The organism is Streptomyces sp. NPDC056600 (assembly GCF_042792855.1).
Lineage (GTDB): Bacteria > Actinomycetota > Actinomycetes > Streptomycetales > Streptomycetaceae > Streptomyces.
Window position 1 is genome coordinate 128796 of record NZ_JBHTVQ010000003.1, and the last position, 20953, is coordinate 149748.

A 20953-nucleotide genomic window follows, 5' to 3' on the forward strand; every position below is an offset into this window, starting at 1 on the left:
AGCACGACAAGCTTCCGATCCGGATGCTGCACGACCGCGTGCTGGTGCGTCAGGACACGTCGGAGGGTGAGCGCCGCTCGGGCGGCGGCATCCTGATCCCCGCGACGGCGGCGGTCGGCCGGCGCCTCGCGTGGGCGGAGGTCGTCGCGGTCGGGCAGAACGTCCGCACCGTCGAGACGGGGGACCGCGTCCTGTACGACCCGGAGGACCGGGCCGAGGTCGAGGTCCGGGGCATGACCTACGTCCTCATGCGGGAGCGCGACCTGCACGCGGTCGCCGCGGACCGCTTCGAGGGCACGGAGGACACCACGGGCCTCTACCTCTAGGCACACCCGCGACACCCGAAGGGGGGGGGGGCGCGCCCCCCGGGCCGCCCCCGCGGGCTGGTTGTACACCCGGGGCCTATACATCTCGCCACACCCGCGACCCCCTCTGGGGCCGGACCGCGCCCGGGGTCCGCCCCCTTCTCCCTGTCCCGGCGGGGCGGTTGCCGTCCCGCCGGGGCGCCGGCTCAGGGCATGAACCGCGGCGGCCACGGGTACTGCCCGTGCGGCGGAGGGTAGGGCCCTGTGCCGGGCCACGGCGCGGGCCTCCCCGGCGGCCGGCCGTCGACGGGGACGCCGTCGACCGAGGCGGACTCCCCCGGCTGCGGCCCGTGACCGGGCGACGGCAGCACGGCCGCGCCGGGTGCCGGCCCGGCGTCGGGGCCGCCCGCCCCCTCGACGCCGTGCCCCTCGCCGCCCTCACCGCCCTCGACGGAACCGCCCGCGGAGGAACCGTCCTCGGAGGAACCGTCCTCGGTGGACCCCTCCTGCTCCGGGTCGTCCCCGGGCTCGAACGCCCCCTCCTCCGACGGCTCGCCCGACGGCGAGGCCGACGCGCCGTCGCTCGGCACGGCGTACGGCAGCTTCAGGTCGCCACTGCCGGTGCGCACCTGCAGGTCGAACGCGATCGCCTTGCGCCCCTTCATCGCGTCCTTGACGAACGCCGCCCACACCTCGGCCGGCGCGCCGCCGCCGTTGATCCGCCCGAGGCCCATCGCCCCGTACAGCGGCTTGTGCGCGGCCGTCTTCGGGTCCTGGCCCATCACCGATACCACCGCGGCCAGTTCGGGCGTGAACCCGGCGAACCAGGCCGCCGTGTCCTCCTCGGCCGTGCCGGTCTTGCCGGCCGCGGGCCGCCCCGCCGCCAGCGCGGCGGTGGCGGTGCCGCCGGACACCACGCCCCGCAGCACCGACGTCGTGGTGTCCGCCGCGACCCGGCTGACCGCCTGCGAGCTGTCGCGCTCCGGCAGCGAGAGCGTCTGCGACCCGTTGCGGGTGATCTTCTCGATCAGCGTGTACGGCCGGTGCCGCCCGTGGTCCGCCAGGGTGGCGTAGGCCTGCGTCATGTCCAGCACGCTCGCGGTGGCCGTGCCGAGCGCCATCGACGGGGAGGCGATCAGGTCGGGGGTGCGCTCCGGGAGACCCAGCCGCACCGCCGTCCGGTGCACCCGGTCGGGGCCCACGTCCACCGCCATCTGGGCGTACACCGCGTTCACCGACTTGTCTGTGGCCTCGCTGACGGTGATCTCGCCGTAGTCCTTCCCGTCCTCGTTCTCCGGGGTGTACCGGGCCCCCGGCCAGCCCTCGACCGCCCGCTTGCTGGTGCCGTCGTACATGGTCTGCGGGGTGATGGGCCGTCCGTCGTGGGTCTGCGCCTGGTGCTCGAGGGCGGCGGCCAGCACGAACGGCTTGAACGTCGAACCCACCTGGAAGTCCCGGCGGGTGGCGTTGTTGGTGTACTGCTTCAGGTAGTCGGTGCCGCCGTACATGGCGACGACCTTGCCCGTGCGCGGTTCGATCGCCGCGGCCCCGGCCCGCACGTTCCTGTCGGCGTCCCGGGCCTTCGGCTCCAGGTTGTCCAGGACCTCCTCCTCGACCGCCTCCACCAGGGCGTCCTGGGCCGGCTTGCGCAGCGTGGTCCAGATCCGGTAGCCGCCGCCGTCGAGCGCGGCCTCGTCGAGGATGTCGTGCTCCGCCAGATACGCCTTCACGGCGTTGACGACGTAGCCGCGCTGGCCCGACAGGGCGGTGTTGATCCGGTTGGGCCGGGGGGCGGGGAACTCCAGGGAGGCGCGCTGCTTCCGCGTCAGCCAGCCCTCCTTGACCATGCCGTCCAGCACGTACCGCCAGCGCACCAGGGCCTTCTTCCGGTTCTCCGGGTAGGCGTCGACGTCGTAGGCGTTCGGGGAGTTCAGCAGCGCGGCCAGGTAGGCGCCCTGCGCCGCGTTCAGCTCCGCGGCGTCGATGCCGTAGTAGGCCTGGGCGGCGGCCTGGATGCCGTAGGTGTTGCGGCCGAAGTAGCTGGTGTTCAGGTAGCCCTCGAGGATGTCGTCCTTCGGCTTCTCCCGGTCCAGCTTGATCGCGATGAAGAACTCCTTGGCCTTGCGGGTGAGCGTCTGCTCCTGGCCCAGGTAGTAGTTCTTGACGTACTGCTGGGTGATGGTGGAACCGGACTGCCGGCCCTTGCCGGTGACGGTGTTCCAGGCGCCGCGGACCATCGCCTGCGGGTCCACCCCGGAGCCGTCGTAGAAGTCGCGGTCCTCGGCGGCGAGCACGGCGTGCTGCGCGGCCGACGACACCTGCGACAGCCGGACGCTCTCCCGGTTGACGTCGCCGTCGCGGGCCAGCCGCGAGCCGTCCGCGTACAGGAAGACGTTGCTCTGCATGGTGGCCAGGGCGTTCGCGCGGGGGATCTTGACCAGGTGGTAGCCGACGGCCAGGGCGCCCGCGCAGAGCAGAATGACGGTGACCATGCCGAGGAGGGCGGAGCGCCAGGTGGGGAGCGCGCGGCGCCAGCCCTTGCGGCCGGAGGCGGCGGTCCCCGGGGCGGCCGGTCCGGGAGCGCCCGGTCCCGGGGCGTCACCGCTCCCGCCCCCCGCGCCCGCCTCGCCCCCTTCGCCTCCCGAGGGGGCGGCGGACGCTGCCGGATGCCGCCAGCCCTGCACCGGCTTTTTCCTGCGGTCGTTCTTCATCGCGTGCTCCGGCTCCGTTCCTCCGCGTTCCGCCGATACACCATGTGCTCACTATGTACCGGTATGACCGATACGCGCCCGCAGTAGTGGGCTGTGTCGGTGCGGCGGCGTCACCCCGTCCCGCACGCTCTCGCCGGGACGGCGTTACCGGCGGCGTCCCGAACTCGTATGCTGCGCGGCATGGCCGACGCGTCGAACGAGCGGGACGAACGGGTGGAGCGGGACGAGGCAGCGCGGGGCGGGCGCCGGGAGGTGCCGCTGCCCGAACTGCGGGCCGGGGACGCCGACCGGGAGAGGGTCGCCGAGCGGCTCCGCGACGCCCTCGCCGAGGGCCGGCTCGACATGGACGAGTTCCAGGAGCGGCTGGACATCGTGTACGCGGCGAAGACCTACGGGGAGCTGGAGCCGGTCACCCGGGACCTGCCCGCGCCGGACGGACCGGCCGTCTCCATGGTGAAGCGGCCCGCCCGGGCCTCCGGGGCGGAGGTGGACTGGTCGTCGCGGATCACCGGCGGCCGGGGTTCCTCCGACCGGGGGATCGCCGTGATGGCCGGCTTCCAGCGGGTGGGCCACTGGGTCGCGCCGCGGCGGTTCGACGCGGTGGCCGTGATGGGCGGCGGAGTCATCGACCTGCGCGAGGCGTACTTCGCGGGGCACGAGATCGTCATCAACTGCGTCGCCCTGATGGGCGGGGTGGAGATCATCGTCCCGCCGGGCGTCGAGGTCGTGATGCGCGGCACCGGCTTCATGGGCGGCTTCGACCACGACGCGCGGGGCGACGACGGCTCCTACTCCCCCGACGCGCCCCGCGTCGTCGTGACCGGCTTCGCCTTCTGGGGCGGCGTGGGCGTCCGCACCAAGCGCCCCAAGGGCGCAAGGAAGCGGCAGCTCCCCCCGTCCTGACACCACGTGCCCCCTGCGGTGCGCCCGCGCCGCAGGGGAGCCCCGGGATCAGGCCGCGGCCGGAGCCCCGCAAGGGGTGCCGTCCGGGTCCGGCGCCTGCGGCAGCGCGCCGCCCGCGGGGCGCCCGGGCCACCACGCCCGCTCACCGAGCAACGCCATCGTCGACGGCGGCGGACACCCCCGGACACGACGCGCCGCAGCCGTGCCGCGAGAGGATCCGCGGCACGGCTGCGTGAGGGAGGGGGAGCGCTACGGGAGGGAGGGGGAGCGCTGCAGGAGGGAGCGGGTCAGGGAGCAGGGGTGGGCGACTTGACGGCGGAGAGAGGCGTGGCGATGTCCTCCAGACTCCGCCGCTCCGCCTTCACCGCGAGGAACACCGCGACGAGCCCCGCCGCGCACATCAGTCCCGCACCGATCTGGAAGGCCAGCACCGTCTCCCCGATCACCCCGGACTCCGTGAGGTCCGCGAAGATCAGCGGACCGGCGATACCGCCCGCCGCCGTGCCCACCGCGTAGAAGAAGGCGATCGCCATCGCCCGCGTCTCCATCGGGAAGATCTCCGACACCGTCAGGTACGCGCTGCTCGCACCCGCCGAGGCGAAGAACAGCACCACGCACCAGCACGCCGTCAGCGTCGTCGCCGTCAGCACCTCCTGGCTGAACAGCCACGCCGTGACGAACAGCAGCAGGCCCGACAGGATGTACGTCGACGAGATCATGATCCGGCGGCCGACCGTGTCGAACAGCTTGCCGAGCAGCAGCGGGCCCAGGAAGTTGCCGGCCGCGATCACCGCGAAGTAGTAACCGGTGTGACCCACCTGCACGTCGAAGAACTTGGTGAGGATCGCGCCGAAACCGAAGGTGATCGCGTTGTAGAGGAACGCCTGTCCGATGAACAGGGCCAGGCCGAGCACCGTGCGCCGCGGGTACTTCGTGAACACCGTCTTCGCGATCAGACCGAAACCGATGGACTTGCGCTGGTGGATGGTGATCTCACCGGCCGGCGGCGGAAGCTTGTGGCCCTTCTCCTCCTCCACCTGCCGCTCGACGTCGGCGACGAGTTTCTCCGCCTCCTCGCCATGACCGTGGATGAACTGCCACCGTGGACTCTCCGGAACGTTTCGCCGCACCAGCAGGATCACCAGGCCCAGGACCACGCCGAGCGCGAAGGTGAGCCGCCAGCCGACGTTGGCCGCGAAGATGTCGGTGTCCAGCATCACGATGGACAGCAGCGCGCCGCCGATGGCGCCGAGCCAGTAGCTGCCGTTGATGATCAGGTCGACCCGGCCCCGGTACTCCGACGGGATCAGCTCGTCGATGGCGGAGTTGATCGCCGCGTACTCGCCGCCGATGCCGAAACCGGTCAGGAAGCGGAAGAGGAAGAACCACCACACGTCGAACGAGACAGCCGTCAGGGCGGTCGCCGCCAGATACACCGCGAGCGTCGTGATGAACAGCTTCTTACGGCCGAACCGGTCGGTCAGCCAGCCGAAGAACAACGCGCCGGCACACGCGCCGGCCACGTACAGCGCTGCCGCCATTCCGGTGACCTGGGCCGAACTGATGGGCAGTCCACTGCCCTCCTCGGCCAGCCGGCCGGCGATGTTGCCGACCGTCGTCACCTCGAGGCCGTCCAGGATCCACACCGTGCCGAGGCCGATGACGATCATCCAGTGCCAGCGGGACCACGGCAGCCGGTCCAGTCTCGCCGGAACGGCCGTCGTGACGGTGCCTGTCTCCTCCGGGATCTCCGAAGGCTCGGGTGTCGCGGAAACTGCCATCGCGTGGTCTCCCTCTCCGTCGAGCGAGCGGCGGTCCCACTCCCTGTTGCCCCGCCCGTTACGGCTATGCCCCCAGCATGCGCGAAACCGTGTGGATCAGCAGCCCGGCCAACGAGCCGACGACCGTGCCGTTGATGCGGATGAACTGAAGATCCCGGCCGATGTGCGCCTCGATCTTCCGCGTCGTGTGCCGCGCGTCCCAGCCGGCCACCGTGTCCGTGATCAACGCGGTGATCTCACTCCGATAGGTGGTGACCACATAGGTCACCGCACCCTCCACCCAGCGGTCGACCTTCTCCTGCAGCCGCCGGTCCGCCTTCATCCGCGCGCCCAGCGACAGCAGAGCCGCCCGCACCCGCAGCCGCAGCCGGCTCTGCTCGTCCTCCGACGCCTCCACCATCATCCGGCGCACCGCCGACCAGGCCGAGGCGATCAGGTCCTGCACCTCGTCACGGTCCAGCACCTCCGACTTCAGCCGCTCCACCCGCGCCCGCGTCTCGGTGTCCGACTGCAGGTCGGAGGCGAAATCGACGAGGAACCGGTCCAGCGCGTCACGCGCCGGATGCGTCGGCATGTCCCGCATCTCGGTCACGAACCGCAGCAGCTCCTTGAAGACCCGCTCGCCGACCTTCCGGTCCACGAACCGCGGCGTCCACCCCGGCGCACCGCCCTGCACCGCGTTCATCACGCGGTCGCTGTGCAGCTCCAGCCAGTCGTGCGCCCTGGCCACCACCAGGTCCACCGTCCGCCGGTGCCCGTGGTCCGCGACCACCCGCTCCAGCGTCTTGCCCAGCACCGGGGCCACCTCGGCGGCCTCCGCCCGCCGGGTGATCGCCTCTCCCACCACGTCCTGCACGTCACGGTCCTTCAGCACCGTCAGCGCACCGCGCAGCGCCGTCGCCAGTTCGGCCGTCACCCGGTCGGCGTGCTCCGGCTCCGCCAGCCACGTCCCCAGCCGGTTGCCGATCCCCACCGCGCGCAGCCGGGTCCGCACCACCTCCGCGGACAGGAAGTTCTCCCCCACGAACTCACCCAGGGACTCCCCGAGCTGGTCCTTCTTGGTCGGGATGATCGCGGTGTGCGGAATGGGCAGCCCCAGCGGATGCCGGAACAACGCCGTCACCGCGAACCAGTCCGCCAGCGCGCCCACCATGCCCGCCTCGGCCGCCGCCGCGACATAACCCGCCCAGGCCCCCGCGCCCTGGTGCTCCAGCCAGGTGAACAGCGCGTAGATCACCGCCACCAGCAGCAACAGCCCGGTGGCCAGCGCCTTCATCCGACGGACACCCCGCTGACGCTCCTCGTCGGCGAGGGTGAAACCATCTATGGGGCGTGCGGCCGAACGGGGGACGCCGCGATTGCCGCCCTCCGGCGGCCGGGCATGCTCGCCCTGCCCCGGCCCCGCGTCCCCACCCCCGCCGCCACCGCTCCCGTCGCCACCGACGCCGACGACGCCGACGACGCCGGTGTCGGCGGTACCGATGCCGTCGGTACCGGCGGTGTCAGCGGTGTCAGCGGTGTCAGCGGTGTCACCGGTGTCAGCGGGGTACCCGCCGTTCTCGTCCTTCTGTCCCATTCGTCGCCCGTCCACCTGTATCGCATGCCCCGTCAGGAAAGAAACGTCCCTTCTGACCGACTCCGGGAACGGAACAAACGTTCCCGACGTCCTGTTCACGAGGACGCGCGGAAAGCCGCCGGGGATGACCCGCACCGCCCGCCGTCCCGACCGTTCCGTCGTTCCACAGCCCGAGGAGTCGTGCCCCGCATGACCAGGCGTCACGCTTGCGCCCTGCTGGCGGCCTTCACCGCCCTGATAATCGCCGTCAGCACCGGCATATACCTCGCGGCACGCGAGGCGAGTCCCCGCACCGAGGCACGCGACACCAGCCTCCCCTCCGGTCGCACCCCCCACAAACCGGCCGCCCCCGCCTCCACCGGCGCCTGGGTCGGCAGCTGGGCCGCCGTCCCCTCCGGCGCCGAGCCCCGCACCGAACTCACCGGACTCGCCGGACGCTCCATCCGCAACGTCATCCACACCAGCGCCGGCGGTACCGCCGCCCGGGTGACCCTCTCCAACCACTACGGACAGCAGCCGCTGCACATCACCTCCGCCTCGGTCGCCGTCGCCGCCGACGACGACACCCCCGAAGCCCTCCCCGAGACGCTGCGCCCGCTGACCTTCTCCGGCGCCCGTGCCGTCACCGTCCCGCCCGGCGGCCAGGTCGTCAGCGACGCCGTCGCCCTGCGCGTGCCCGCCGCCGCCGACCTGCTCGTCACCACCTACTCCCCCACCCCCGCCGGCCCGGTCACCTACCACCGGCACGCCCGCCAGACCTCCTACCTGGCCACCGGCGACCACGCCCTCGACCCGCAGGGCCTCGCCTACACCGACCGCTCCCCGTTCTGGCGGTACGTCACCGCCCTCGACGTCCTCAACAAGGACGCCCGGGGCACGATCGTGGTCATCGGCGACTCCCTCACCGACGGCGTCACCTCCACCCCCGACGCCGACCGCCGCTGGACCGACGTGCTGGCCGGCCGCCTCGGCGACCGCTACGGCATCGCCAACGCGGGCCTCAGCGGCAACCAGCTCCTCACCGACGGCGTCGGCCGCCCCGCCGACAGCCCCAGCGGCCTCAACCGCTTCCAGCGCGACGCGCTCGCCCGCCCCAACACCAGGGCGATCGTCGTCGTCCTCGGCATCAACGACATCCTCCGCGACCCCGACGGCACCCCCGACCCCGCCGCCATCACCCAGGGGCTGCGCACCCTGGTCTCCCGCGCGCACGCCCGGGGCATCCCGGTCGTCGGGGCCACGCTGATGCCGTTCGAGGGCCACCTGGGCTACGACGGGGTCCGCGAGACGGCCCGTCAGGCCGTCAACACCGAGATCCGCGCCGGCGGCGTCTTCGACGCGGTCGTCGACTTCGACAAGGCCCTGCGCGACCCCTACGCCCCGCGCCGCCTCGCCGGGCAGTACGACTGCGGCGACCACCTCCACCTCAACGACGCCGGCTACCGCCGCATGGCCCAGACCTTCGACCTCACCGCCCTCGAGACCAACGGCACGGCGAGCCTGTGACCGCCGCTCCGCGACACGCCGGTGTTCGCCCATCGGACGTAACCGTCCGATAACCGGTTCGTTGATCCGTGCGAGCCGTGCGAACGCGCGCGCGGCCTGAGCGGAGGAGACGGTCATGCCGACGGCCAGGATCAGCGACGAGGCCCTGCGGGAGGCGGCGGGGGCGTCGCGGACGCTGACGGAAACGCTGGAACGACTGGGGGTGGAGACGCGGGGCAGCAGTCGGAACTATCTGCGCCAGCGCATGCGGCGGCTGGGGATCGACACCTCGCGGTTCGAGCGGGAGGTGAAGTGGTCGAGGCAGGTCCTGCAGGACGCCGTGTCCGGGTCGCGCACCATGGCCGAGGTCCTGCAACGGCTTGGGCTCGACCGGGTGGGCGGCAACCACACCCACATCAGCCGCCGCCTGTGCCTGTACGGCATCGACACCACGCACCTCGACCGGTCCTCGCACCCCAGTACGCGAGTGCCGCGGCAGCGGCACCCGGATTGGCCGCTGGTACTGCAAGAGCCCGAGACGGCGCGGAGGATCAGGAACTCCACACTGCGCAATGCGATGAGCGCCGCCAAGATCCCGGAGCGCTGCTCCGACTGCGGCAATCCCGGCGAATGGGACGGAGAGCCGCTGAGGCTGGAAATCGACCATGTCAACGGAGACTGGCGTGACAACCGGCTGCACAACCTTCGCTACCTCTGCCCCAACTGCCACGCCACGACGGACACCTACCGCGGGCGGGGCAAGCGAAGGAGCTCCGCAAAGTGACACCCGGGATCGCATACACACGAGAACGGCTGACCGAAGCCGCCTCGCGCTGCTCGAACATGGACGAAGCAATCGCACTTCTAGGGGTACGGCCCTACAGGGGACTTGCTTCCCACCTCAGAAAGCGCTTCGCCGCGTTCGGCATCGACATCACCCATTTCGGCAGCCGCCGCAAGGCCGTGCATCCCGGAGAAGCAGCCCTGGCCACAGCGGTGGCCCGAGCGATCTCCTACGCAGAAGCGCTGCGCCACCTGGAACTGCCCAGCGATACCACCACACGCCGGTGGCTGACCGGGTGGATCGAGGAGGCAGAACTGTCGACTGCGCACTTCCTCGGGCAGAGCCACCAGCGAGTCCGGGCGGGCACGAATCCGCAGCTCACAGCTGAACAAGTTCTCGTGTTCCACGACCGCGAGTACCGGACGAGGACCTCGATGCTGCGCCGTGCCCTTGCGGAAATCGGTGTCCGCGAAAACTGCGCCCGGTGCGGCACGGGGGCTGAGTGGCAGGGCAGACCCATGACTCTGGAAGTCGATCACATCAACGGGGACTGGCGCGACGACCGTCGGGAGAACCTCCGGCTGCTCTGCCCGAACTGCCACACGTTGACGGCGACATGGTGCAGAGGTGGCCGCAACAACCGGCCAGGGCGGGTTGTGCGGCAGCGGGTACCATGACAGGCGAATGCGGCCGTGTCGTAACTGGCAGCCGAGCTGGGTTTAGGTCCCAGTGGGCGAAAGCCCGTGTGGGTTCGAATCCCACCGGCCGCACACTGAACGGCCTGCGAATCGAAGGTAACACGGATTCGCAGGCCGTTTTGCGGCCCGTCAACCCAGCAGCTCCCGGACCACCGGGACGAGCTCCCGGAACGCCTTCCCCCGGTGACTGATCGCGTTCTTCTCCGCCGCCGTCAGCTCCGCGCAGGTGCGGGTCTCGCCCAAGGGCTGGAGGATCGGGTCGTAGCCGAAGCCGCCCGTGCCCGCCGGGGCGAGGCGGAGGGTGCCCTCGAGGCGGCCCTCGACGACGCGTTCGGTGCCGTCCGGGAGGGCGAGCGCGGCGGCGCAGGCGAAGTGCGCCCCCCGGTGCTCCTCGGCGATGTCGGAGAGCTGGGCCAGCAGCAGCTCCAGGTTCGCGAGGTCGTCGCCGTGGCGGCCGGCCCAGCGGGCGGAGAAGATGCCGGGCGCGCCGTTCAGCACGTCGACGCAGAGGCCGGAGTCGTCGGCGACGGCGGGCAGTCCGGTGGCCCGGGCCAGGGCGTGGGCCTTGAGGAGGGCGTTCTCGGCGAAGGTGACGCCGGTTTCCTTGACGTCGGGGACCTCGGGGAACTCCTCGGCGCCGACGAGTTCGTGGGTGAGGCCCGCCTCGGCGAGGATGGCGCGGAGTTCGGTGATCTTCCCGGCGTTGCGGGTGGCGAGGACGATGCGGGTCATGGGTTCCAGTATCCCGCCGGCCGTCGGGGCCACGGTCGCGGGGCGGATAGGCTCGGGCACATGTCTCGTATCGACGGCCGTACCCCCGACCAGCTCCGCCCGGTGACCATCGAGCGGGGGTGGAGCAAGCACGCGGAGGGCTCCGTCCTCGTCTCCTTCGGTGACACGAAGGTGTTCTGCACCGCCTCGGTGAACGAGGGTGTGCCGCGCTGGCGCAAGGGCAGCGGCGAGGGCTGGGTCACCGCCGAGTACTCGATGCTGCCGCGTTCGACGAACACGCGCGGGGACCGTGAGTCGGTACGTGGGCGGATCGGCGGGCGGACGCACGAGATCAGCCGGCTGATCGGCCGTTCGCTGCGCGCGGTGATCGACTACAAGGCGCTGGGCGAGAACACGATCGTGCTGGACTGCGACGTGCTGCAGGCCGACGGCGGGACGCGTACCGCGGCGATCACGGGTGCGTACGTGGCGCTGGCGGACGCGGTGGCGTGGGCGCAGGGCAAGAAGCTGGTGAAGGCGGGGCGGCAGCCGCTGACCGGGACGGTGTCGGCGGTGTCGGTGGGCATCGTGGGCGGGGTGCCGCTGCTGGACCTCTGTTACGAGGAGGACGTGCGCGCCGAGACGGACATGAACGTGGTGTGCACCGGGGACGGGCGTTTCGTCGAGGTGCAGGGCACCGCGGAGGCGGAGCCGTTCGCCCGTGAGGAGCTGAACGCGTTGCTGGACCTGGCGGTGGCCGGATGCGGTGACCTGGCGACGGCGCAGCGGGTGGCGCTCGAAACCACTCTTTAGGGTTTCTTGGTTCGGAACTCCGGCGTGCCGCCGTGCGTCTTTCCTTCCGGGGACGTGCGGCGGCCGTCGTGCGGTCGGCCCCCCACGACAGGAGGACCGATTTCCATGTCTGCTCCGGCGGCGCGTGCCGCGAAGAGGGTTCCGGCGGTGGTGGCCGCGGTGGCGGCTGCCGCGTTGCTGACCACCGGTTGCGACGCGTTGTCCACAGCTGTGGACTGCGCGCGGACGGCGGCGGCCATATCGGACAGTGTGGCCGAACTGCAGCAGGCGGTGGAGACGGCAGGCAACGATCCGACGCAGCTGGAGGAGTCGCTGACCGCCATCGACCAGAACCTGGGCGAGCTGGACGACTCGACGGGTGACGCGGACGTCGCGAAGGCGGTGGACGATCTGCAGGCGGGGGTCGAAGAGGTACGCAAGGCCGTCGAGTCGGGTGACGTCACGCCGGACATCTCGCCGATCACCGAGGCGTCCGGCGAGCTGGCGAAGGTCTGCTCGCCCTGACGTCGCCGCCGGTCGTCCGGTGCGGGAGCGGTCAGATCTCGTAGACCGCTCCGGCCCGGGCCAGTTCGACCGGGCCGTGGTAGGCGGCGACCGCGCAGTCGAGGTTGCTCTGCGGGTCGGTCCAGGGCGCGATGTGGGTGAGGACGAGCCTGCGGGCTCCGGCGCGGGCGGCGATCTCGCCGGCCTGGGTGCCGTTGAGGTGCAGGTCGGGAATCTGGTCCCGGTCGGCGTCGAAGGCGGCTTCGCAGAGGAAGAGGTCGGTGTCGCGGGCGAGGTCCTCGAGCGCGGGGAAGGGGCCGGTGTCGCCGGAGTAGGCGAGGGACCTGCCGTCGTGCTCGATGCGGATGCCGTAGGCCTCGACGGGGTGCGCCATCAGCTCGGTGTGGACGGTGAAGGGGCCGATCTCGAAGGTGCCCGGCTTGACGGTGTGGAAGTCGAAGACCTCGCTCATCGAGCTGGCCGAAGGTGTGTCGGCGTGCGCGGTGGTGAGGTGGTGCTCGGTGCCTTCGGGGCCGAAGACCGGGATGGGTTCGCAGCGGCCGCCGTCGGGCCGGTAGTACCGGACGACGAAGTAGGCGCACATGTCGATGCAGTGGTCGGCGTGCAGGTGGCTGAGGAAGATCGCGTCCAGGTCGTACAGGCCGATGTGTCGCTGCAGCTCGCCGAGGGCGCCGTTGCCCATGTCGAGGAGCAGCCGGAAGCCGTCGGCCTCGACGAGGTAGCTCGAGCAGGCCGATTCCGTGGAGGGGAACGACCCCGAGCAGCCGACGACGGTGAGCTTCATGGGAGCGGGAACCTCCGTTGGCGGGCGGTGGGGCGGCGGCGGTGGGACGACGGGGCTCGTGCGGTCCGTCGAGACTAAGCCGCCGGGGCGTCCGTGGCTCCTCGCGGAGGCTCCGTTGTGGGGGAACTCACCTGCCTTGTCACCGGTTCGGCTGGTCGTGGGGCACATGGGGCGCGTGGGGGCGCACGACGGCGGCCGGCGCCCCTGGGGAGGGGTGCCGGCCGCCGTGTGACAGGTGCGTCGCGTGTGCCCCGGTGGGCCCGTGGCCGGGTCCGCGGACGGGTTCCGCGGGTCAGGCCCAGAGCTGGCCGTGGAGGGTGGCGATGGCTTCCTCGCTGGTGGCCGCGGTGTAGACGCCGGTCGACAGGTACTTCCAGCCGCCGTCGGCGACGACGAAGGCGATGTCGGCGTCCTCGCCCGCCTGGAGGGCCTTCTTGCCGACGCCGATGGCGGCGTGCAGGGCGGCTCCGGTGGAGACACCGGCGAAGATGCCCTCGAACTGGAGCAGCTCCCGGGTGCGCACGACGGCGTCCTCGGAGCCGACCGAGTAGCGGGTGGTGAGCACGGAGGCGTCGTAGAGCTCGGGGACGAAGCCCTCGTCGAGGTTGCGCAGGCCGTAGACCAGGTCGTCGTAGCGCGGCTCGGCGGCGACGATCTTGACGTCGGGCTTGTGTTCGCGCAGGTAGCGGCCGACGCCCATGAGGGTGCCGGTGGTGCCGAGGCCGGCGACGAAGTGGGTGATCGACGGCAGGTCGTCGAGGATCTCCGGGCCCGTGGTGGCGTAGTGGGCGCCGGCGTTGTCCGGGTTGCCGTACTGGTAGAGCATCACCCAGTCGGGGTGTTCGGCGGCGAGTTCCTTGGCCTTGCGGACTGCGGTGTTGGAGCCGCCGGCGGCGGGGCTGGGGATGATCTCGGCGCCCCACATGCCCAGCAGGTCGCGGCGTTCCTGGGAGGTGTTCTCCGGCATGACGCACACCATGCGGTAGCCCTTGAGCTTGGCCGCCATGGCGAGCGAGATGCCGGTGTTGCCGGAGGTGGGCTCCAGGATGGTGCATCCGGGGGTGAGGCGTCCGTCCTTCTCGGCCTGTTCGATCATGTGGAGCGCGGGGCGGTCCTTGATCGAGCCGGTCGGGTTGCGGTCCTCGAGCTTCGCCCAGATGCGGACGTTCTCGGACGGCGAGAGCCGCGGCAGGCGCACCAGAGGGGTGTTGCCCACCGCGGCGATCGGGGAGTCGTAACGCATGTCTGAGCCGGCCCGGCCGCTCAGACCATTCCGCCGGCCACGGCCGGGAGGATGGTGACGTTGTCTCCGTCGTTGAGCTTGGTGTCGATGCCGTCGAGGAAGCGGACGTCCTCGTCGTTCAGGTAGACGTTGACGAAGCGGCGCAGCTGCTCGCCGTCGACGATGCGGGCCCGGATGCCGGGGTGGCGGGACTCGAGGTCCGTGATGAGGGTGCCGAGGGTGTCGCCGGTGCCCTCGACGGCCTTCTGCCCGTCGGTGTACTGGCGGAGGATGGTGGGGATGCGGACCTCGATGGCCATGTCAGGGCTCCTGTCGGTGGTGGTGCGGGTGGCTGTGCTGCGGGTGGCTGTCGGGGGCGGCGGCCCGTGGCTGGTCGGGCGGCGCCCCGGGCCGAGGGCCTTCCTGGCCGCCCCGGGGACGGCCGCGCGCGTTCAGCGCGGGCAGAGGGCGCTGTTGAGGCGGCACAGGTCGACGTGCAGCCGCGCCACGAGCAGGGTGCCCGGCGTCTTCTCGCTCACGTCGTGGAAAACCATGCGGTCATCGTATCGATTCCCGAAGGCCGGGCCGACAGTGCGTCTCGCTCTGCGGTCGATCCGGCCAGTATGCGGACATCCCGCCATGGTGGGGACGAATCCGCAGGTCAGGCGGCCGGGTAGGCGTCGACGACCTGGACGGGCTCTTCGGTGACTTCGCCGTCGACGATGCGGTAGGAGCGGAACTGGAAGTCGCCGAGGCCGTCGGCGTCGGCCGTGGAGACGAGCACGTAGTGGGCGCCGGGCTCGTTGGCGTAGGAGATGTCGGTGCGCGAGGGGTAGGCCTCGGTGGCGGTGTGGGAGTGGTAGATGACGACCGGTTCCTCGTCGCGGTCGTCCATCTCCCGGTAGAGCTTCAGCAGGTCCTGGCTGTCGAACTCGTAGAAGGTGGGCGAGCGGGCGGCGTTGAGCATGGGGATGAACCGCTCAGGCCGGCCGGAGCCCACCGGGCCGGCGACGACGCCGCACGCCTCGTCGGGGTGGTCCCTGCGGGCGTGCTCGACGATCTGGTCCACGAGGGCCTGGGTGATGGTCAGCATGGCGGCAGGATATGTCGTGGCGGGCCGCCGCATTCACGGACCGGCCCCGCCTCTCGCGTGGCGAGACGGCGGGGCCGGTATGCGGGACCGGGTGTGTCCGGGCCGGTGGGGCGGCTGCGCCGTCCCGGTGACGCGGAGGGTCAGCCGACCTTGTCGAGCAGCGGCTCGTCGCGGCGGGTGATCTCGGGGTTGCGGGCCTTGAGGACCTGCCAGCCGATGCCGAGGGCGACGGCCCAGCCGCCCATCACGTAGAGGCAGATCCGGGAGTCCGCGTTGAGCGCGATCATCACGGTCACCATCAGCAGGAAGGCAATGGCGATCCAGCTGCAGACCGCGCCGCCCGGGGCGGGGAAGGAGGAGGCGGGCACGCGGCCCGCGGCGACGGCGCGGCGGTAGAGGACGTGGCTGACGCAGATCATCAGCCACGTCCAGATTCCGGCCGCGGTGGCGACGGAGGTGACGTAGCCGAAGGCCTTCTCCGGGACGATGTAGTTCAGGACCACGCCGATGCCCATGAGGATCGCGGAGACGGTGATGCCGACGGCCGGGGTCTTGGTGGAGGACAGCTTGTTGAAGACCTGGGGGGCCTCGCCGTTGTCCGCCAGGGTGCGCAGCATGCGGCCGGTGGAGTACATGCCGGAGTTGCAGGAGGACAGGGCGGCGGTCAGCACGACGAAGTTGACGATGGCCGCGCCGGCCGGGATGCCGATCTTGGCGAAGGCGGCGACGAACGGGCTCACGTCGGGCGCGAACTCGGTCCACTTGACCACGCACAGGATGACGGTCAGGGCGCCCACGTAGAAGAGGGCGATGCGCCAGGGCAGGGTGTTGATCGCCTTGGGCAGCGTCTTCTCGGGGTTCTCCGACTCACCGGCGGTGACGCCGACCAGCTCGACGGCCAGGTAGGCGAACATGACGCCCTGCAGGGTCATCAGCGAGGAGCCGATGCCGTTGGGGAAGAAGCCGTCGAACTCCCACAGGTTGGAGACCTGGGCGGTGTCGCCGGCGGCGCTGAAGCCGAAGGTCAGCACGCCGAGGCCGATCACGATCATGCCGATGATGGCGGTGACCTTGACCATGGAGAACCAGAACTCGATCTCGCCGAAGAGCTTGACGGAGATCAGGTTGGCGCCGAAGAGGACGACCAGGAAGACCAGGGCCGAGACCCACTGCGGGATGTCGGGGAACCAGTAGTGGATGTAGATGGCGGCGGCCGTGAGCTCGGCCATGCCGGTGACCACCCACATCAGCCAGTACGTCCAGCCGGTGAAGTAGCCGGCGAACGGGCCGACGAACTCGCGGGAGTACTCGGCGAAGGAGCCGGAGACGGGGCGGTAGAGCAGCAGCTCACCGAGGGCCCGCATGATGAAGAAGATGATCACGCCGGCGAGGGCGTACATCAGGATCAGGGAGGGGCCGGCCTTGGCGATGTTCGCCCCGGCTCCCAGGAACAGGCCGACGCCGATTGCGCCGCCGATGGCGATCATCTGGACCTGACGGCTGCCGAGCCCTCGCTCGTACCCCTCCTCGGGGGCGTCGCCGCGCACGGCCTCACTGCTGTCGTTCGTCTTCGCGACCTGCGGAGAGGTCATGTTGGTGCGCCTTTCTCCAAGAAACCGGCCCGTCGCGCGTCGTCTTCGACGTGGTGGGCGGGCCGGGCAGTACGTGCCCCGAGGGGGCATGGGGGGAGTTTTTTCCTGCCTGCCGACGGTCGGTCGGCCTGGTGGCGCCGTTCCCGGAGGGCGTGGGTGTGGCCCGCGGGAACGAGAAAGTTGGCTCAAAGGTACGGAGAAGCAGACCGCCGCGCTGTGGGCAACTCCACAACGCGGCGGTGAAATATTCCGAATTTGACCGATTTGCCGTGTCCGGAAATCGGATTTTGCTGTCCGTTTACTGAACGCCGGGCAACGGTCGAGGTTCGTCCTTACGCGATCCTTACGGCATCCCCACGGACCGTCCGCCCTGCGTCACTGCGGGCTCACTGCGGCATCAGCGTCTCGACGAGGCTCTCCTGGAGGCCGCCGAGCCACAGGTAGGCCATCACCAGAGGCTTGCGCTCGTCGGTGTCGGGGAGGCGGTAGAGGATCTCGCTGTCCTCCTCGTCGGTGATGTCCAGGCGCGAGGCGATGGCGAGGCGGATGTCGTTGAGCGTCTTCAGCCACTGGACGGACCGCTGGGGGGTCAGCTCGAGGCGGCCTCCGCCCTCGCCGGCGCCGCCGGCGCCCATCGTCAGCTCGTCGAGGGAGCGGATCACCGCGAGGGTGTCCTCGCGCTTGCCGGCCCGCAGGTCGTTCTCCGTGTAGCGGCGGAACTCCGAGGAGTAGGCCTTCGCCTCCTCGGCCTGCTCGGCGGTGTCCGGGAACGTGGCCGGGTCGGTGTAGGCGTCCGGGAAGAGGCGGCGCAGCACCGGGTCGGTGGGCGGCTCGCTGGGGCCGTCGGCGAAGAGTTCGGCGAGCGGGTCGGCGGAGGCGTCCTCGGCGGGGCCGGGGCCGATGAGTTCCAGGAGCTGGGCGGCCAGCGACCGGATGATCGAGATCTCGACGTCGTCGAGTGCGACGGCCGCGCCGCCGCCGGGAAGCGGTTCGAAGGTTCCGGGCATGGGGTGGCAGTTCTTTTCGGCTCGGCGGGCGGTCGGTCCGGTCGCGCGCGGCAGGTGACTACCGGCGGTCCTGCTGGAGGGTGGCCCACAGACCGTAGCCGTGCATGGCCTGCACGTCGCGCTCCATCTCCTCGCGGGAGCCGCTGGAGACCACCGCCCGGCCCTTGTGGTGGACGTCCATCATCAGCTTGGTGGCCTTGTCCTTCGAGTAGCCGAAGTACGTCTGGAAGACGTAGGTCACGTAGCTCATCAGGTTGACCGGGTCGTTGTGGACGATCGTGACCCAGGGGACGTCCGGCTCGGGCACGGCGAAGGTCTCCTCCGCCGACTCGGTGCGTTCGGTTTCCATGGGTGCGGGAGCGGGTGACGTCACAACAACCATGCTGCCACCCCAGGTGGGTACCCGCACGGACCGGGTCCCGGGACGGCGCGGGGCGTCGCCGGACACTAATCGTCAAATTGACGAGATGGGGGTAGCATCGGTTCTATGAACACAGCGGAGCTCGGGCTGCCGGTCGACGTGCCGTCGACGGCTCTCTTCACCGACCACTACGAACTGACCATGCTGCAGGCGGCTCTGAAGAGCGGGACGGCCGAGCGGCGTTCCGTCTTCGAGGTCTTCACCCGCCGCCTGCCCTCGGGCCGCCGCTACGGCGTGGTCTGCGGCACCGGCCGGGTGCTGGACGCCGTGCGCAACTTCCGCTTCGACGAGGCGCAACTGGCCTTCCTGCGGGAGCGCGCGGTGGTCGACGACGCGACGCTGGACTGGCTGGCGGACTACCGCTTCACGGGCGACATCTGGGGCTACCCGGAGGGCGAGGTCTACTTCCCCGGCTCGCCGATCCTGCGGGTGGAGGGCAGCTTCGCGGAGTGCGTGCTGCTGGAGACGGTGATCCTGTCGATCCTCAACCACGACTCCGCGATCGCCGCGGCGGCGTCCCGGATGGCGGCGGCGGCGGGCGACCGGCCGCTGATGGAGATGGGCGCGCGCCGCACGCACGAGCTGGCGGCGGTCGCCGCCTCGCGGGCGGCGTACGTCGGCGGTTTCTCCTCCACCTCGGACCTGGCGGCCGGCTTCCGCTACGGCATCCCCACCATCGGCACGAGCGCGCACGCCTTCACTCTGGTCCACGACTCGGAGCGGGACGCCTTCACCGCGCAGGTGGATTCGCTGGGGCGCGGCACGACACTGCTGGTGGACACCTACGACGTCGCCGAGGCGGTCGCGCTGGCGGTGGAGGTGGCGGGTCCGGAGCTGGGCGCGGTGCGGATCGACTCCGGCGACCTGCTGCTGGTGGCGCACCGGGTGCGGCAGCAGCTGGACACGCTGGGCGCGGAGGGGACCCGGATCGTGGTGACCTCCGACCTGGACGAGTACGCCATCGCCTCGCTGGCCGCGGCGCCGGTGGACGCGTACGGGGTGGGCACGCAGCTGGTGACCGGGTCGGGGCACCCGACGGCGTCGATGGTCTACAAGCTGGTGGCCCGTGCGGCCTCCGCGGACGCGGACGCGCCGCTGGAGCCGGTGGCGAAGCGTTCCGGCGGCGGCAAGCAGACGCTGGGCGGCCGTAAGTGGGCCGCGCGCCGCTACGACGCGTACGGGGTGCCGGAGGCGGAGGTGATCGGCACCGGGGAGGTTCCCGAGGAGCTGGCCGGCTCGCAGCTGCTGGTGGAGCTGGTGCGCGGGGGCGAGGTCGTGGGGCGGGAGCCGCTGGAGGCCGCGCGTGAGCGGCACGCGGCGGCCCGGGCCTCGCTGCCGATGTCCGCGACCCAGCTGTCGCGGGGGGAACCCGTCATTCCGACGGAGTACGCCGTCTGACGACGTGCGGCGGTGGCGGCGGAGGGGTATGGAGCAGCCGTCGGTGCGTGAAGCTTTTTCGTTGTCTTCATTCGAGGGTCGAGAGGTTGGTACGGGGCGATGCGTCGAGCGTTGATCGTGGTGGACGTGCAGAACGACTTCTGCGAGGGCGGCAGCCTCGCGGTCTCCGGCGGGGCGGACGTCGCCGCGGCGATCACGGAGCTGATCGGTCAGGCCGGTCAGGCGGGGGCGTACCAGCACGTGGTGGCCACGCGTGACCACCACGTCGCGCCGGGCGGGCATTTCGCGGACGACCCGGACTTCGTGAACTCCTGGCCGGCGCACTGCGTGGCGGGGACCGAGGGTGTCGGGTTCCACCCGAACTTCACGCCGGCGGTCACCTCGGGGGCGGTGGACGCGGTCTTCGACAAGGGCGCCTACGCGGCCGCGTACAGCGGCTTCGAGGGGGCCGACGAGAACGGCGTGGGGCTCGCGGAGTGGCTGCGGTCGCGGGACGTCGAGGAGGTCGACGTCGTCGGCATCGCCACCGACCACTGTGTGCGGGCGACGGCGCTGGACGCGGTGAAGGCGGGGCTGCGCACCCGGGTGCTGCTGCCGCTGACGGCGGGCGTCGCCCGCGCCACCACCGACCGGGCCCTGGAGGAGCTCCGGCTGGCCGGTGTGGACCTGACGGGCGAGCCGGTCGTCGCGGGCGGCTGACGCCCGCCGGGGCGGGGGCCGGGGGCGGCGGCCCGGGCCAAGGGCGGGAGCCCGGGGGACGACGAGGCCGGAGGGGCCGGGGGTCAGGCCCAGGCGGCGGGGCGGCCGACGAGGGTGCGGATGGGGTGCCAGGGGTGGTACTGCGCGCCGCGGGGGGCCGGGGCCTCGCGCCATATGAGCCCGTCGGGGTGGTGCAGGACCGCGGTGACCTCGTCGGGGGTGGGCGGCGCGACGTTGCCCCGCAGGTACACCGCCCGCAGTCCCAGGTTGCGCAGCCGGGTGAGCGCCCGCGCCCGGTTCCGCGCGTGCACCAGCACCCGTACCCGGTCGCGCCCGCGGCCCCCCGGCTCGTCGGGCCGGGGCAGCGTGAGGGCGACCACCACGCTGCCGCTCGGCAGCCGGACGAATCCTGAGGACATGACGATGCCTCCCGTCGACTTCGAAAATTTCGATGGGAGGCATCTGA

General features: G+C 71.4%; 22 protein-coding genes and 1 tRNA gene. 10 read left to right on the forward strand and 13 right to left on the reverse strand.

All coding sequences use genetic code 11. From position 1 onward, the window contains the following. The first annotated feature begins 23 nt into the window (after window positions 1-23). Window positions 24-326 (forward strand): co-chaperone GroES, encoded by a 303-nt coding sequence (locus ACFRAV_RS02960; protein ID WP_351114281.1) that lies wholly within the window; start codon window positions 24-26, stop codon window positions 324-326. Between the two features lie 185 nt (window positions 327-511). On the opposite strand, the gene ACFRAV_RS02965 is transcribed toward ACFRAV_RS02960, so the two are convergent. Next, window positions 512-3016, reverse strand: coding sequence for a transglycosylase domain-containing protein (locus ACFRAV_RS02965; RefSeq protein ID WP_382551004.1), 2505 nt, complete (start codon window positions 3014-3016; stop codon window positions 512-514). A gap of 252 nt (window positions 3017-3268) precedes the next feature. Here ACFRAV_RS02965 and ACFRAV_RS02970 point away from each other — a divergent pair, with 252 nt between their 5' ends. Further along, window positions 3269-3919, forward strand: coding sequence for a DUF1707 domain-containing protein (locus ACFRAV_RS02970; RefSeq protein ID WP_382551124.1), 651 nt, complete (start codon window positions 3269-3271; stop codon window positions 3917-3919). Between the two features lie 287 nt (window positions 3920-4206). Here the strand turns inward: ACFRAV_RS02970 and ACFRAV_RS02975 are convergent, their stop codons facing one another. Together ACFRAV_RS02975 and ACFRAV_RS02980 are read right to left on the reverse strand one after the other, a co-directional pair. Then, entirely contained in the window at window positions 4207-5700 is a 1494-nt protein-coding gene (locus ACFRAV_RS02975) for an MFS transporter (RefSeq protein ID WP_382551007.1), read from the reverse strand. Window positions 5701-5764: 64 nt separating this feature from the next. Then, window positions 5765-7276: a DUF445 domain-containing protein gene (locus ACFRAV_RS02980; RefSeq protein ID WP_382551009.1), complete on the reverse strand. Its 1512-nt coding sequence runs from the start codon at window positions 7274-7276 to the stop codon at window positions 5765-5767. Between the two features lie 189 nt (window positions 7277-7465). On the opposite strand from ACFRAV_RS02980, the gene ACFRAV_RS02985 reads away from it, so the two are divergent. From ACFRAV_RS02985 to ACFRAV_RS03000, 4 genes are all read left to right on the forward strand, one after another. Beyond that, window positions 7466-8782 carry an SGNH/GDSL hydrolase family protein gene (locus tag ACFRAV_RS02985; protein ID WP_382551011.1) on the forward strand — a complete coding sequence of 439 codons (1317 nt, stop codon included), beginning with the start codon at window positions 7466-7468 and terminating at the stop codon, window positions 8780-8782. Between the two features lie 115 nt (window positions 8783-8897). Further along, window positions 8898-9545: an HNH endonuclease gene (locus tag ACFRAV_RS02990; protein WP_382551013.1), complete on the forward strand. Its 648-nt coding sequence runs from the start codon at window positions 8898-8900 to the stop codon at window positions 9543-9545. Further along, window positions 9542-10222 carry an HNH endonuclease gene (locus ACFRAV_RS02995; RefSeq protein ID WP_382551015.1) on the forward strand — a complete coding sequence of 227 codons (681 nt, stop codon included), beginning with the start codon at window positions 9542-9544 and terminating at the stop codon, window positions 10220-10222. Before ACFRAV_RS02990 ends, ACFRAV_RS02995 begins: the two co-directional genes overlap by 4 nt. A 9-nt stretch (window positions 10223-10231) precedes the next feature. Beyond that, a tRNA-Leu gene (locus tag ACFRAV_RS03000) sits at window positions 10232-10315 on the forward strand. Window positions 10316-10372: 57 nt separating this feature from the next. Here ACFRAV_RS03000 and rdgB read toward each other — a convergent pair. Then, window positions 10373-10975 carry an RdgB/HAM1 family non-canonical purine NTP pyrophosphatase gene (gene rdgB / locus ACFRAV_RS03005; protein WP_382551018.1) on the reverse strand — a complete coding sequence of 201 codons (603 nt, stop codon included), beginning with the start codon at window positions 10973-10975 and terminating at the stop codon, window positions 10373-10375. A gap of 60 nt (window positions 10976-11035) precedes the next feature. Here rdgB and rph point away from each other — a divergent pair, with 60 nt between their 5' ends. After that, window positions 11036-11767: a ribonuclease PH gene (rph, locus tag ACFRAV_RS03010; RefSeq protein ID WP_382551021.1), complete on the forward strand. Its 732-nt coding sequence runs from the start codon at window positions 11036-11038 to the stop codon at window positions 11765-11767. Between the two features lie 105 nt (window positions 11768-11872). Beyond that, window positions 11873-12271: a hypothetical protein gene (locus tag ACFRAV_RS03015; RefSeq protein WP_382551023.1), complete on the forward strand. Its 399-nt coding sequence runs from the start codon at window positions 11873-11875 to the stop codon at window positions 12269-12271. 31 nt (window positions 12272-12302) lie between these two features. On the opposite strand, the gene ACFRAV_RS03020 is transcribed toward ACFRAV_RS03015, so the two are convergent. The 8 genes from ACFRAV_RS03020 to clpS all read right to left on the reverse strand — a co-directional run bounded on the left by ACFRAV_RS03020 (window position 12303) and on the right by clpS (window position 18351). Continuing rightward, window positions 12303-13055 carry an MBL fold metallo-hydrolase gene (locus tag ACFRAV_RS03020; RefSeq protein WP_382551025.1) on the reverse strand — a complete coding sequence of 251 codons (753 nt, stop codon included), beginning with the start codon at window positions 13053-13055 and terminating at the stop codon, window positions 12303-12305. A gap of 292 nt (window positions 13056-13347) precedes the next feature. Continuing rightward, entirely contained in the window at window positions 13348-14298 is a 951-nt protein-coding gene (locus ACFRAV_RS03025) for a PLP-dependent cysteine synthase family protein (protein ID WP_382551027.1), read from the reverse strand. 20 nt (window positions 14299-14318) lie between these two features. Then, window positions 14319-14597, reverse strand: a complete 279-nt coding sequence (locus tag ACFRAV_RS03030) for a MoaD/ThiS family protein (protein ID WP_351114229.1) — start codon at window positions 14595-14597, stop codon at window positions 14319-14321. Window positions 14598-14729: 132 nt separating this feature from the next. Further along, complete coding sequence (locus tag ACFRAV_RS03035; RefSeq protein ID WP_351114230.1) at window positions 14730-14831, reverse strand: putative leader peptide; 102 nt, start codon at window positions 14829-14831, stop codon at window positions 14730-14732. 107 nt (window positions 14832-14938) lie between these two features. After that, window positions 14939-15370 (reverse strand): Mov34/MPN/PAD-1 family protein, encoded by a 432-nt coding sequence (locus tag ACFRAV_RS03040; protein WP_382551032.1) that lies wholly within the window; start codon window positions 15368-15370, stop codon window positions 14939-14941. A 140-nt stretch (window positions 15371-15510) separates the two neighbouring features. Then, the gene (locus tag ACFRAV_RS03045; RefSeq protein ID WP_351114232.1) at window positions 15511-16962 is read right to left on the reverse strand and encodes an amino acid permease; all 1452 of its coding nucleotides are present in this window, start codon (window positions 16960-16962) and stop codon (window positions 15511-15513) included. Window positions 16963-17348: 386 nt separating this feature from the next. Further along, a complete protein-coding gene (locus ACFRAV_RS03050) occupies window positions 17349-17969 on the reverse strand; it encodes a DUF2017 domain-containing protein (RefSeq protein ID WP_382551035.1) in 621 nt (206 codons plus the stop codon). A 58-nt stretch (window positions 17970-18027) separates the two neighbouring features. Further along, window positions 18028-18351, reverse strand: a complete 324-nt coding sequence (clpS, locus tag ACFRAV_RS03055; RefSeq protein WP_351114234.1) for an ATP-dependent Clp protease adapter ClpS — start codon at window positions 18349-18351, stop codon at window positions 18028-18030. 105 nt (window positions 18352-18456) lie between these two features. Between clpS and ACFRAV_RS03060 the strand changes: the two genes are divergently transcribed. Then, entirely contained in the window at window positions 18457-19788 is a 1332-nt protein-coding gene (locus ACFRAV_RS03060) for a nicotinate phosphoribosyltransferase (protein ID WP_382551040.1), read from the forward strand. A 99-nt stretch (window positions 19789-19887) separates the two neighbouring features. Next, complete coding sequence (locus tag ACFRAV_RS03065) at window positions 19888-20487, forward strand: isochorismatase family protein (protein WP_382551042.1); 600 nt, start codon at window positions 19888-19890, stop codon at window positions 20485-20487. An 83-nt stretch (window positions 20488-20570) separates the two neighbouring features. Here the strand turns inward: ACFRAV_RS03065 and ACFRAV_RS03070 are convergent, their stop codons facing one another. Next, window positions 20571-20906 (reverse strand): hypothetical protein, encoded by a 336-nt coding sequence (locus tag ACFRAV_RS03070; RefSeq protein WP_382551045.1) that lies wholly within the window; start codon window positions 20904-20906, stop codon window positions 20571-20573. Window positions 20907-20953: the final 47 nt, after the last annotated feature.